The organism is Gardnerella sp. KA00243 (assembly GCF_049244105.1).
In the GTDB taxonomy this organism is placed as follows: Bacteria; Actinomycetota; Actinomycetes; order Actinomycetales; family Bifidobacteriaceae; genus Bifidobacterium; species Bifidobacterium leopoldii.
On record NZ_CP058375.1, the window covers coordinates 215,452 to 229,237 of the forward strand.

General features: G+C 39.6%; 11 protein-coding genes. 8 read left to right on the forward strand and 3 right to left on the reverse strand.

Annotated elements, in window-relative coordinates; translation table 11 throughout:
- The first annotated feature begins 140 nt into the window (after nt 1-140).
- The 5 genes from HXT50_RS00915 to HXT50_RS00935 all read left to right on the forward strand — a co-directional run bounded on the left by HXT50_RS00915 (nt 141) and on the right by HXT50_RS00935 (nt 6,405).
- Nucleotides 141-878 (forward strand): hypothetical protein, encoded by a 738-nt coding sequence (locus HXT50_RS00915; RefSeq protein WP_174164079.1) that lies wholly within the window; start codon nt 141-143, stop codon nt 876-878.
- Entirely contained in the window at nt 868-3,513 is a 2,646-nt protein-coding gene (locus HXT50_RS00920; RefSeq protein WP_415705878.1) for an HAD-IC family P-type ATPase, read from the forward strand. Before HXT50_RS00915 ends, HXT50_RS00920 begins: the two co-directional genes overlap by 11 nt.
- An 85-nt stretch (nt 3,514-3,598) precedes the next feature.
- On the forward strand, nt 3,599-5,167 hold the full coding sequence (locus tag HXT50_RS00925) for an L-serine ammonia-lyase (RefSeq protein ID WP_410295035.1): 1,569 nt from the start codon (nt 3,599-3,601) through the stop codon (nt 5,165-5,167).
- A gap of 279 nt (nt 5,168-5,446) precedes the next feature.
- Complete coding sequence (locus HXT50_RS00930) at nt 5,447-5,854, forward strand: FKBP-type peptidyl-prolyl cis-trans isomerase (protein ID WP_116971448.1); 408 nt, start codon at nt 5,447-5,449, stop codon at nt 5,852-5,854.
- Nucleotides 5,855-5,925: 71 nt separating this feature from the next.
- Entirely contained in the window at nt 5,926-6,405 is a 480-nt protein-coding gene (locus HXT50_RS00935) for a GreA/GreB family elongation factor (protein ID WP_004107146.1), read from the forward strand.
- A 228-nt stretch (nt 6,406-6,633) separates the two neighbouring features.
- On the opposite strand, the gene lexA is transcribed toward HXT50_RS00935, so the two are convergent.
- Nucleotides 6,634-7,308: a transcriptional repressor LexA gene (gene lexA, locus HXT50_RS00940; protein WP_100066613.1), complete on the reverse strand. Its 675-nt coding sequence runs from the start codon at nt 7,306-7,308 to the stop codon at nt 6,634-6,636.
- Nucleotides 7,309-7,525: 217 nt separating this feature from the next.
- On the opposite strand from lexA, the gene HXT50_RS00945 reads away from it, so the two are divergent.
- Both HXT50_RS00945 and nrdR read left to right on the forward strand, forming a co-directional pair.
- Nucleotides 7,526-7,903 carry a LysM peptidoglycan-binding domain-containing protein gene (locus HXT50_RS00945; RefSeq protein ID WP_064340256.1) on the forward strand — a complete coding sequence of 126 codons (378 nt, stop codon included), beginning with the start codon at nt 7,526-7,528 and terminating at the stop codon, nt 7,901-7,903.
- Nucleotides 7,904-8,135: 232 nt separating this feature from the next.
- On the forward strand, nt 8,136-8,591 hold the full coding sequence (gene nrdR / locus HXT50_RS00950; protein WP_004119918.1) for a transcriptional regulator NrdR: 456 nt from the start codon (nt 8,136-8,138) through the stop codon (nt 8,589-8,591).
- A 61-nt stretch (nt 8,592-8,652) separates the two neighbouring features.
- On the opposite strand, the gene HXT50_RS00955 is transcribed toward nrdR, so the two are convergent.
- Together HXT50_RS00955 and HXT50_RS00960 are read right to left on the reverse strand one after the other, a co-directional pair.
- Nucleotides 8,653-10,929: a HelD family protein gene (locus HXT50_RS00955; RefSeq protein ID WP_421776913.1), complete on the reverse strand. Its 2,277-nt coding sequence runs from the start codon at nt 10,927-10,929 to the stop codon at nt 8,653-8,655.
- A gap of 112 nt (nt 10,930-11,041) precedes the next feature.
- A complete protein-coding gene (locus HXT50_RS00960; RefSeq protein ID WP_004119897.1) occupies nt 11,042-11,968 on the reverse strand; it encodes a hypothetical protein in 927 nt (308 codons plus the stop codon).
- Between the two features lie 250 nt (nt 11,969-12,218).
- Here HXT50_RS00960 and HXT50_RS00965 point away from each other — a divergent pair, with 250 nt between their 5' ends.
- Nucleotides 12,219-13,676 (forward strand): MFS transporter, encoded by a 1,458-nt coding sequence (locus tag HXT50_RS00965; RefSeq protein ID WP_004107137.1) that lies wholly within the window; start codon nt 12,219-12,221, stop codon nt 13,674-13,676.
- Nucleotides 13,677-13,786: the final 110 nt, after the last annotated feature.

Genomic DNA, 13,786 nt, shown 5'->3' on the forward strand with positions numbered 1-13,786 from the left:
TTATGCTGATTTTTAAAAGTTTTATAAAAGTATAAGTGGTGTTATATGTGGTGTCAATGTGTTAATGTATTACAATTTGTAGAATTGCATGAAATACCCCAAAACCACCACTTATGTTGAAGGTGTGGTATAAAAGTCTTATGTTTTCTAAACGCGCTATTACCATTTTTGCGACTACTGTCGTAACTGCTTTAGCGCTGGGTGCGTTGAGTGCTTGCGAGCCGCAGGGTAAAGCTGTGGGGAATACTGGTCGCGTTGGAGACATAATTCACGACGGTGTGGATATTGACGATATTCATCTACTTGTAATTGGTTCAAAATTAGCTGCGCTTGATGACGAAGTTATGAAGCATTGTAAAACGTCAAAATTGAGTGCCTCTTATGTGCCGCTATCCAATGTTGCTAATCCTAACGAAGCTGCTCAGCAAGCTATTCGCGCTGCAAGCGAGCAGCCTGTTTCATTAATACTTATAGACGCGCTCGACGTAACAGGCGTTGACGACCTGCATAATGCTAATAATCAACCTAATATAAAAGAGAATAACAAGCTTAATAACAGCACTCGCAATAAACAAAACGAAAGCAAAGCATGGATTTCTGCGCTGCAATACGCGCGTTATGCTGGAGTGCCAGTTGCGTTAATAAATCCTGTAAAAGCGCCAAAAGACGCAACTTTATACGCCGCTACTTTGTATTTTGATGGCGATGGAAGTGAAATCGGCAAAAATATTCATGAATCTGATTTATCAAAAAATAGCGAATCTTTAAACAATAAAAGCAAGAAATCAAAATTTGAGCGTTCGTCTTTGCTAAGCATTGTTCGAGCAATAATTGACAATACGCCACACAGCAGGGAAGTGATTATAAATGACAAGTAATAAACAAAATGCAATAGCGTCTACAGAAAACGCTAATAATAAAGCTATTGCGGCGCTTCCTAAAGTAGAAGTTGATGGATTGAGTGACGAAGAGGTTGCAGAGGCTGTTTCTCGCGGAGACGTGAATATTACTTCTAAGCAGACTTCTCGTTCTTTAATGGATATTGTGCGCGCGAACGTGTTTACATTGTTTAACGCGATTATTTTCACAGCAATGGTTGTCGTGCTTGCAACTGGTTCGTGGAAGGATGCTGTTTTTGGTGTAGTAATTCTGGTAAACACTGGAATTGGCATTGTGACTGAATTAAAAGCAAAGCGCACTTTGGATAGGCTTTCTATATTGATTGCCGCTCGCGCAATGGTGCGTAGAGGTGGAGAAAATATTGAGATTGCGCACAAAGATATTGTGCTTGGGGACGTTTTGTGGCTCAGAGCCGGCGAGCAGGTTCCAGCAGACGTAGAAGTGCTGGAATCGTGGGGATTGGAAATGGACGAGTCCATGCTCACAGGCGAATCTGCTACAGTTCGAAAAGCCCAAGGTGACGACGTTTATTCCGGATCTACTGCAGTTTCTGGAATGGCTTTAACGCGTGTTACTGCCGTAGGTGAGCACAGTTATGCTGCAAAATTGGCTGCGCAAGCGAAGGTTTATACCAAAACAATTTCCGACTTAAGTCGTGGAATTAATACGATTTTGAAGTATATGACGATGGTTGTGGTGCCTTTGTGTGTGCTGCTTGTGTGGTCGCAAATGCACAAGGTTGGCGGATTTGTTGAAGCTTGGCAGACTGGTGCTTGGAGGGGAGCTGTTGTCTCTGCTGTTGCAGGCGTTGTTGGCATGATTCCAGAAGGATTGGTTCTTCTTACTTCGCTTAATTTTGCGGTGGCTGCTATGCGACTTGCGCGTAAGCAAACGTTAGTTCAGGAGTTGGAATCTGTAGAAACTTTAGCGCGCGTAGACTGCTTGAACCTAGACAAAACTGGCACTATAACCGATGGTGGTATTGCATTCGTTGGTGTAGAAAATCTAGATAATAGTAGTGTAGAAATATCTTTACAGACCAGCTTGCAAACTAATCAAGCTTTATTTGACTTATCAAACGAAGAAAATCCTAACGCAACAGGCGTTGCAATTATGCAAGGGCTTGGCGCTCAAGGAGTCGCAGCTAGCGTGCATGTATCTAACCGTCTTCCATTCTCTTCTGCTAGAAAATGGAGCGCTGTGCAATATGTACAAAGTAGTGGAGAGCGTGCAACTTGGTATATGGGTGCTCCGGAAGTATTGCTAAGCGCGATTAATTATGCAAATACTAATGAACTTTTAGAGAAAGTTAATTCTTATGCTGAGCAAGGCGAGCGCGTGCTGCTTCTTGCAAAAGTAAGTAGCGAAAGTAGTACTGTAAGTAGGGAAAGTAGTACTGTAAGTAGCGTCGATAGTAGCAGCTTAAGTAGCGTAACAGAAACAGATAAAACTTTTGGCGATTCTCCCACTATTTGCGCAAATGCTCAGCCTGTTGCTTTAGTTCGCTGCTCTGAGCGTATTCGTGAAGACGCTCGTAAAACTCTTTCGTGGTTCCGTGAGCAGGGTGTGCGCTGCCGAGTAATTTCAGGAGATAATCCTAGAACTGTTGCGGCTGTTGCTGCAAAAGTTGGCTTAACAGGAGATCGCAAGCCTGTTGCAATGGACGCTAGAAAACTGCCAGAAGATATTAACGAATTGGCTAAAGTGCTTGAAAATGTGGATGTGCTTGGACGTGTGCTTCCTCATCAAAAGAAAGCGATTGTTCAGGCGCTTCACACTCAAGGTCATGTGGTCGCTATGACTGGTGACGGCGTGAACGATACTTTGGCTCTTAAAGAAGCTGATTTGGGCGTTGCTATGGGCAATGCTGCTCCTGCTGCAAAAGCTGTAGCCCAAGTGGTTCTTGTCGATTCACGATTCTCGCATTTGCCTGATGTTGTTGCTCGCGGTAGGCAAGTGATGGCAAATATGGAACGTGTGGCTGGCTTGTTCCTTGTAAAAACTGTTTATTCTGCGCTTATTTCTGCAGGAGTTGTGCTTCTAGCGTTACACTTCCCGTATTTGCCTCGTCACATTACTTATATTGGTTCTTTAACTATTGGTATTCCAGCATTTTTGCTCGCTCTGGCGCCTAATACTCGTCGATATATTCCAGGATTCTTGAAGCGAGTTGTTCGTTTTGCTGTTCCTAGCGGATTTGCTATAGCTGCTTCTGTGCTCGCTACTGCTGTTATAGCTCCACGAGTTTTGGGATTAAATCTTGACGATGTTGTTGCAAATAATTTGATAGCATCTCGTTTTATTGTTTCGAACGTGCAAGCTTTGGCAACCACTCGCAGTATTTGTTCCGTAATCGTATTTGTTCTTGGCATACTCGTGCTTGCAAGCGTCGCCAAGCCTTTGTGCTCGTGGAGAGGAATTATGGTTGCGCTATTTGCTGCAGCTGGAGTTGCTGGAGCTTTTATACCGTTTACTGCGAAATTCTTCGAAATTCACGTGCCGACTGCAGGAAGTGCGTTTACGGTAATGCTTATAGCTGTTGTGTTAGCTGTAATCTTATGGTTTGCGTGTGTGAGTTTAGCAAACTTGTTATCTAAACAAAGTAAGAAGTGAACAATCTAACATATTTCTCATGTAATTAGTGTGTCGACGTGAGCTTAATAATGCTTACAATAGATACGTGTTTAGTATTTTAGAGATGTTTTCAGTTGGAGTTGGTCCTAGTTCTTCACATACAGTAGGTCCTATGCGAGCTGCATGCTCGTTTGTTTCATCGCTTAAAAAAAGTGGTAGTCTTGCAAACGTTGCGCATGTAAGTGTGACTCTTTACGGATCGTTGTCTTTAACGGGTCTTGGTCATGGTACTGATCGTGCTTGCGTTGCAGGTCTTGAAGGAAATCTTCCAGATAATGTAGACACTGATCATATGCTTACTATTCGTCAGGAATGCAAAAAAACTGGCACTTTAATGCTCGCAGGTGAACATACTATTGCTTTTGATTACGATAAGGACGTAATTTTTGAAAAATGGATGCGAATGGTTGTTCATCCTAATGGAATGCGTTTTGTTGCAACTGATTCTGACGGAAATAAAATCGATGAGCAAGTTTGGTATTCAATTGGCGGCGGATTTATTCGTCAAGGGTGTGCAGATGATGCAATGGTTGGCTTGCATGAGCGTGTTACTGAGCAAGATGAAAATAATGCCAATAAGAATGGTGTAAGCGAGAATAATAGCGAAAGTAATAACGAAAGTAAGAACGAGAATAATAACGAAAGTAATAACGGAAATAATAACGAAAGTAATAACGGAAATAGTAGCGATAATGCTGCAAACTCCTCAAATCAAACAAAAGATTCCACTGTACCTTATCCTTTTACTTCATGCGACGAGCTTATAAATATTTGCCGAGAAAAGCATATGTCAATAAGCGATGTTGTGTGGCAAAACGAGCTTGCATTGCATGAAGGTGATGCCGACTACGTGCGCAACTATTTGCTGCATGTTTGGAAAGTTATGAGTAAATGTGTAGAAAACGGATGCAACTCAAAGCAACCGATTTTGCCAGGAGGTCTTGATGTGCCTCGTAGAGCTCCTCACATGTATGAGCGCTTAGCTGCAAATTCAGACATGCTTCGCAACAATCGTCGTCGTTCGGATGCTGCTTTAGAAAGTTCAGATTCTGCGTGGGTTAATCTTTTTGCGCTCGCTGTTAGTGAAGAGAATGCTGGTGGTGGGCGTATTGTTACTGCTCCAACGAATGGTTCTGCAGGAATTATTCCTGCAGTATTGCAGTATTATTGGCGATTTGTTGATTCTGCTGATGAAGACGGAGTTGTGCGATTCTTGCTTGCTGCAGGTGCTGTTGGTTACTTATTTAAGCGAAATGCTTCAATTTCTGGAGCTGAAGTTGGTTGCCAAGGAGAGGTTGGTTCTGCCTGTTCAATGGCTGCTGCAGGATTGTGCGAAGTGTTGGGAGGAACCCCGGAACAGGTTGAAAATGCTGCAGAAATCGGTATAGAACACCATTTGGGATTAACTTGCGATCCTGTAGGCGGTTTGGTACAAATTCCTTGTATTGAACGCAATGCTATGGCTGCAAATACTGCAATTAATGCCGTTCGAATGGCGATGCTTGGAGATGGCTCGCACATGGTAAGCCTTGACAAAGCGATTAAGACTATGAAAGAAACTGGTCATGACATGATGTCTAAATATCGCGAAACCTCAAAAGGCGGGCTAGCTGTAAACGTTGTTGAGTGCTAATTTGCTAATATTTTGCATTAATTCGCTGATATTTTGAGATTAATTTTTGCTAAGTTATACACAATGCGTATATTTCATGTACATACGTAACGTTTCAGTGCTAATCTAGGACAGGTTAATCTAGGAAGTGTTAGTCTAAACTGCATTTATTCGAATGTGCATTTACTTAAATGTACTATTTAAAATGCGCTGCTTTAGTAATGCAGGATGGTTAAAAGCTGTCTGTGTAGATGTTATACTGTTCAGATTATACTGTTTGGAGTTTGTAAAGGAGGAAATATGGCACAAGATATGCCAGAAGTGATTGCAGAATTTGGCACTACGCCAACGGTGACGTTCCCTGAATCTGAACCGCCAGCAGGTCTTAAAGTTGTTGAATTAGTTGAAGGTAATGGTCCTGTAGTTCGTGCCGGTGACACTGTAACTGTGAATTATCATGGTGTGGTTTGGGGTAGCGAAAAGCCATTTGATTCAAGCTTTGCTCGTCATACTCCAGCTAGTTTCGGTATTGGTGTCGGTCAAGTGATTCAGGGCTGGGATCGCACTGTTCCAGGTCATAATGTTGGATCTCGTTTGTTGATTTCTATCCCTCCAGAGTATGGTTATGGCTCTCGTGGCATACCGCAAGCCGGTATTGGTGGCGGAGACACTTTGGTATTTGTTGTTGATATTATTTCAACTCGTTGATAGAAGAGCGTGAATTTTATTTTCGCGCGAATAGTTTTTATTTTTAGAGATTGTTGGATAAGGAGGTAGCAATGGCTGAAGAAAAAACTATTTTACTTACGCAGGAAGCGTATGACAAACTAAAAGAAGAGTTAGCGCATCGTGAAGGTGAGTATCGAGAAGAAATCACTGAGCGTATTGCTGCAGCTCGTGCTGAAGGTGATTTGTCTGAAAATGGTGGTTATCAGGCTGCTCGCGAGGAGCAAGGAAAGAATGAAGGTCGCATTAATGAGCTTATTGTGAAGCTTCGTAATGCGAAGATTCTTGAAGCTCCGAAGGATGGCACTGTTGGCAATGGTTCTTTGGTTACTCTTGAGCTAGCAGGTCGAGAAATGACTTATGTTCTTGGTTCTCGCGATATTGCTGTAGCTACAGATTATGACGTTATTAGCCCGGAATCTCCAATTGGAGCGGCTATTATGGGTGCTCATACTGGTGATACTGTTAGCTATGCGGCTCCAAATGGACGTGAAATTTCAGTGACAATTAAGGATTCACATCCACTTGCGTAAGTAAGTATTAATCTCCCCACCTAGTTCGTTTGTGAATAGGTGGGGAGATTTTTTTAGGGTTTGGGTTTTAAGTTTTAGGGTTTTAAGTTTCAAGTTTTGCGTTTTGCATTTTATAACTTGTTTTTTATGGTTTGCAATTTATGTTCTCTGCTGCTTTAGCTCTATGAGCTAATGACAACTTACAACTTATTGTGTTAAATTCTATTGTTTGTTCAGTAGTTATATTTGTTAGATTTTTCGCAATACTGTAACAACTTTTCCCATAATAGTTGCGTGTGATCCGTCAATAGGAGAGTACGCCGGATTATGTGGAATAAGCCATACGTGACCATGGTCATTTCTGAAAGTTTTAACAGTTGCTTCGTTATCTAGCAGTGCTGCAACAATGTCTCCATTTACAGCCTCATGCTGCTCTCTAACTACTACATAATCGCCATCGCAAATAGCGGCGTCAATCATCGAATCGCCGTGTACTTCAAGCATAAAAAGATTTCCTGTACCTGTAAGACGTTCTGGCAATCGCATTACATCTTCAATATGCTGTTCTGCTGTTATTGGAGCTCCTGCTGCGATTCTTCCCACTAGAGGAACATCTCTAGAATTTATAACAGAATCAGATTCGTATGCGCTAATATTGGCAACTCTTGAAGAATTTTTATTAATTTTGTTATTTGAATTGTTTTCAACAATTGAATTATCAAGAATTTCAATAGCGCGACCTTTATTTGCATTAATTCGCAAAATCCCTTTATCTTCAAGTGTTCGCAATTGATGTTTCACAGAAGATGGGCTTCTAAGTCCAACTGCTTCTCCGATTTCGCGGAAAGAAGGAGGGAATCCATGAATTTTTATATTGTTTTGGATGGCATTGATAATATTGCGTTGGCGGTCAGTAAGTGACATTGCGTTAATATCGCTAGCATTAATGCCGTTGTTATCATTATTTGTGCCATCGTTATTCATGGTGCTCCTTTCGCTTTTACTATTTTAACGCACTTTCTTAGAAAAATCAAACATCTGTTCGACACGCCGTTGCAACTATCGAACAAATGTGTCATTATTAATACACCTGTTCGATAGAACAAATGTTCAGTCGATTAAGGAAGGAGAAAGGACAGTTATGAGTACATCATTAATTAGAAGTGGCAGGGAAGCTAGAGTAGGTATACAAGAAAATACTTATTTGATTCGTAAACGCTGCGTTTCTAATAAGCATGCGCGCAAAACTAGAGTTTTTCGTGTAGCTGTACTTTTGATGACAGCAATAACATTCTGTACATTGTTTATGCCAAAGACTGCTGTTTCTGCGATACCTGAAAGAGTTGTTACATATACAGTTCGTCCTGGAGATACGTTATGGAATTATGCTGCTACTATTACTCCTAAAAACGGTGATATATCAGATAATGTAGAGCGTTTAATGGCTTTAAATCATCTTTCTTCTGAAGATTTGGTAATCGGACAGTCTATTAATGTTCCATTAAATGATGCTCAATAGTTGATTGAGTGCAAATAGTATGAAATTGGGGGGAATATGAGAAGGGAAAATATTACTATATTTGAAATTGAAACTGATGAGATAAGTTTTACTGAAAATGATGATGTAATATTCAGTGTGTTTTATGGAGTATTTCGGATTATGGACAATAAAATCGTATAATATTCGGAAATATTTGAATAAAGTGAATAATATTATGTAGTTTTTCGCTATTTTTTAGTATGCTGAATATATGCATTGTCCTTTTTGTAAAAATTCTGATACGAAAGTTATAGATACTCGTATCAGCGAAGATGGTTACTCTATTCGCCGTAGACGTGAATGCCAAGTTTGTGGTAATCGATTTACTACAGTAGAAACAACTCAGTTGCTTGTAATGAAGCGTTCAGGCTCTATTGAACCTTTTGATCGAGCAAAAGTTGTTGCCGGTGTTAGCAAAGCATGTCAAGGACGCCCTATTAATGCTGAGGCATTAAAGACGATTGGTATGCGAGTAGAAGCTGATTTGCGAGCACGAGGTTTAGCGCAAGTTACATCTGAAGAAGTTGGCAAAGCTATTCTTAAGCCATTGCGTGAATTAGATGAAGTTGCATATCTTCGTTTTGCAAGTGTGTACCAAAACTTCACGGGTCTTGAAGATTTTGAACATGCCATTGAAGATTTGAAGCGCAGTAAAACAGAAGAATAATAATTTTATCGATTATTGTTACAGAATATCTATTCCCTGCGCTTTTGCATTATTTTGAGTTCTATTTCTCAAAATTTGCGTCATCTTTAGTGCGTATTATATGCAATTTTTGAGTTGGTCTAGTCATTGCAACATATAGATTGGCTGCAGCAGCTAGTCTAGATGCTGCTTCCTGTTCAATTTGAGAAGGTTGCAACACTATGACAGCGTCATATTCAAGACCTTTTACTTCCTCAGCTGTGCAAACGCTGCATTGGCAATCATCGGCATTTTGTTTGTTTAACTGATTCCATAATTTTTCAGGTAATGCATGTTCTAATGCTTGGTTTACAACCTTTTTAGCATGGCTAACCATGCTGTTAGGAGTAATGATTGCAATACGACCACTACCATCATCAGAGACAAATTTTTCGAATAGTTTTGTACAAGATTCTGCAAGTGCAGTATCGAGTTCATCTTGTGATTCAACCGTTTGTGATACAAGTGAATCAGGTACTGAGCGAACTGCATGAACAGTAGAAATGTATAATCCTGAATCTGTTGCAACCTTGCTTGCTGCTTCAGAAACTTCACTAGGATTTCGATAATTAATTGTTAACTCGTAAAGATCCCAATTTGGTTCTCCAAATAGAGAATTCATATTCTTCTGCCATCTGTGAGTTCCTCCGAGCGCAGAAGTCTGTGCAACATCGCCAACAATAGTAAAGGAGCGTGAAGGACAACGACGAATAAGCATTCTCCAATCCATTGCTGTGAGCTCTTGAGCTTCATCGACAACTACGTGACCATATGTCCACTCGCGGTCAGAAGCTGCTTTACGGGCAAGCATTCCTGCATCGTCGCCTTGCAGATTATCAAGAAGCATATCGGCGGTTACTATGCCATTTCCAATACCAGCTTGTGCTAGAGTGTCAGCTGCAAATTGCTGTTCTTCAAGTTTTTTTGCTTGTGCTGCAGATCTTTGAGCGTCAAGTTTTGGATCAGGACCAAGCAATTCCATAGCTTCATCAAGTAATGGAATATCAGAACGAGTAAGCGGGCTGCCTTTTGGTCTAGTAAGTGAGTTGATATCTTCGTTGCTTAACCAAGGTGCGTATGTGCGTAATTTGTCAGGTTTAGCAAAAAGTTGGTCAATAAGCCATTCTCCAGCCATAGGTAACCATGCAAGATTTAAAGTAATGCGCAGTTTATCGTCAAGACGAAGTTGAGAAGTTATATCGTTTAATTCAACTTGATCTGGAACATAATCAAGCTTTTCCAAATAACGATTTTTCAATATGCTGAGCACAGTTTTTATAAAAGTATTTCGCGCCTGGTTATGCGGCTGGTGAGTCCGTTGAGCATCTGATTGAGCTATCTCAATATCTTCTTTTAGAAGAGGAATACTAAATCCTCCAACATGAATTGTTGGAAGATTTTTAGGAACGCGAATACGAGCGGCAATTGCATTCGCAATAACTGTTCGCATACGATACATTCCTTTTAATTTTGCTGCGTATGGAGAATCTTCAGCTGTAGCACAAATTCCAGGAATTAAGTCGGGAATAGTTCTACTTACTACACCTGTTTCACCAAGAGAAGGGAGTACTTGATCAATATAACGCAAGAATGCCGAACTTGGACCAACAATAAGAACTCCTGAACGCTCAAGTTTGCGCCTGTGAGTGTATAACAAATAGGCTGCTCTGTGCAAAGCAACAGCTGTTTTTCCTGTGCCAGGACCTCCCTGTACAACAATAGTGTGATCAAGAGGAGCGCGAATAATTCGATCTTGTTCTGCTTGAATAGTGGCAACAATATCAGTCATTTTGCCGGTTCTGCGAGAACCTAAAGATGCGAGCAGTGCTCCTTCGCCAGTAAGAGTACCTTGTTGTGAAGCTTTTCCTATTTCATCAGAATGTATGTCAAGTACTTCATCTTCAACACCAATAACGTCTCTGAAACGGAGTGTAATATGACGACGCATAACAATATCGCCATGATGCGAAGGGGTTGCCTCATAAAAAGGTCGTGCAGCTTCAGCGCGCCAATCTGTAAGAATAGGATCATGGTTTTCGCTAAGCAAACCAATGCGACCAATGTATCGCCTAATGCCTTCTGTGTTATCAAGCCTTCCAAAAACAAGACGATCCTCAACAGCTCGTAATTGTGTAAGACGATCTTCGTACATGGTTGCGAATGAGTCGCGCTCTGTGCGCTGTGTTGGTGAACCGTGCGAACCTGACGCGCGCACAGCGTCTAAGCGTGCGCGAATAGTATTACGCAAATCGTCTAGACGGCTATAAGCTCGGTCAACAGCTTGTTGTTCTTCACCAAGTTGTGAGGAATAGGTAGACATACGCATCCATTCTTCGTAAAATACCGCAACCAATTGTGCCAAAAATTAGGCATTTAAGTATATCTCGACGCTTATACACCAAAATTGTATTTCTATGTTGATCTAACGAATATTATTTGCGAGGATCTCCGAACCATGCAGAGTAAATCAATGAAAAATTGCGATTTCCATATGCTGAGCACGAATTTCCTTCGCCGTATCCAGCTTTTAACGATTCTATATTTGGCTGATAAGGAGTATAGATATAAAGCAATGCAGTAGCCTTATTTTCGATATAAACATTGCTAGATCCGCATGATTTATTTGGCGAATATTGAATTGTGTTAATCGTGTTAGGGTGGTAGTTATATTGATCGTTATGAAGAAGATAATATCTATATCTTCTTGCGGAACCAATTACTTGTTTAAAGAATCCTGCAAAACGTGGGTTGCAATGAGAATCATCTGGACAATCTAATCCCATAGCTGATTTGTATTGGAAATCGCTAGGATCAGTGTCTGTTACAAGATGTTGTTCTTTTTGCAGCATTGTAAGTAATACTTGTTGACTGATATGACATGCTTTTGCTGATTTGTATATTATGTCTGCAGAAGATTCTTTGCTTACACCTTGATACTTTGAACATAGTGAATCGGCAGGAATAGTGTGAGTATTAAAGTACGCATTTTTTAAGCAATTTTTACCAGTGCATTTTGCTCCTTTTTTGCGTATAAAATTGCGTACTTCATCTTTACTCATTGCGTTATCGTCAAAAAATTGAGAATCAGAAATAATATTGCCTGGATTAAAATCAAAGCGTGACACAAGTTGTTCTTGTTTGTTGCGAAGATCAGAAACAGTCTGTTCCCAACGTATCCACTGAACAACAGGAATGATAATAGCAATGCCTATGACAGCAATAATAATGTTTCGTAAAATTTTATTGGAGTAAAACTTATGCTTTAAAGAACTGTTGTTTTTATTGTGATGAGCACCACTATTATGTTCACTATTTAGGTTGACATGAATAGAATCATGTTTCTTTCTTCTCTGCACCATGTTTCCTCCTACTTAGCTTGTTACATTATAAGTGATATGCGAATCATTTTATTATTGTGATTATTTTTTAAAATTGTTCCCAATTTTTATTGTTGATTGTAACTATCAAACTGTAGAATTATCCGATTGAGTAGCTACGCGCGAAGAATTTGTTGCGATTAACTTTAGATTGTTAGGGCAGATTGATTTATTTGCAGTAGTTTTCTGCACAAATGTTGGAATTATTAGGATGTGGCAGGAGAGTAAGATAATGATGATTGGAACTAAACGAATTGATTGTTCTTCTATGGATCCTTATGATGACCCAGAAATGCGCAATAAGGTTGCTGTTCGTGCGTTAATACTACTGCTTATTACATTTATTATTAGCACGTTGTGCTTGCAAGGTTTCAACCTTGTTTATAAACAAGTTGGTATAGATGTGAAAGCTGTTGATCAAGCGCCTCTTATAACAGGTTTACCTGGCATTATTTTAGGAATCGTATGCTTTATTTACGGTTCTTTAGGCGACTTTGTGTCATTAAAAAAGCTAGTAACCATTGGATTAACATCTTTGTTTATAGGCTCAGTTTTTGGATTTGTAGCTAATTCTTGTTTTGAGCCAAATTTGTGGACAGTTATTGCTGCTCGTATTATGCAAACAACTGGTGAACAAGTAGCAGGTTCATCATTCTTAGTAATTGCAACAAAATATTTGCGAAATGATTTGAAAGTTATCTTCTTCGGATTATTTACAGCATCGTACCAGCTTTCTGCATGTATTGGAGTGTTTTCAGCAGGATTGTTAAGCTCTATTGCTTGGCAATATTTATTCTTAATTCCAGCATTAACTATTCTAATATTGCCGGCATTATTGCATTATTTACCAACAAAAAACGGCAATGGTAAAAAAATTGATGTTGTTGGTTTTACAGTCTTTGGATTTGCTGTTGCATCTCTTACATTGTTCATTTCATACAGAAACTTGTTGATGCTTATTTCAGCAATTATATTGTTTATAATTTTTGGTATTTACATTAGTAAAGCTAAAGAGCCATTCGTTACGCCAGCTTTCTTCAAGAATATTCGTTGGCTTTCTGGCATAATTTTGATGGGCATAATATACTTCACGAATTATTGCATAAGTCCACTGTTCAATAGAGTTGGAAAAACTTTGTATAATATGACTACTTCACAAGTAGCTTCTTATTTAGTTTGGGCTTTTATTGTTGCTGCAATATTCGGTTCATGCTCAGGCTTAATAATTAGTCGTATAGGAAGAAAAACAGGTTTATTATTAGCAATATTGTTTATACTTTGCGGATGGATTGGTATTGCAGTATTAATAAATTCTGGATTCTTGGCTATAGCTTTGTGTGCATGCATTTATTATGCAGGTTGTGGAATGGTATATTCTCCACTGGCCTCAACAATTCTTTCATCTCTTCCAGTTGAAGAATCTGGCAGAGGGTGCGGAATGAATGATTTAGCTATTAGTGTTTCTGCGTCTGTTGGTGTAGTAATTTTTGACGGAATATTAGATAAAAACATGTTGAGTGGGGATTCTATAACCGGTGCTTCTGGTATTTCGTCTGGATTTGCAAACATATCTCTTATGTGTGCTGCTGTTGCATTATTAGGAATTATCGTATTTACATTCAGAAACTTTATCACTAAAGAAAGCAATGCAATCGAAGTAGACGAAGATCAAGAACAAGACCAAAAATAATAGTGAAAGCAAAAGCAATAGAATTATAATTGGCAATAACTTAGCAACTGTGCAAATAAAGTTTGTTTGCAACGTTATGAGCAATATTGTTTACAACATTGCAAGCGCTA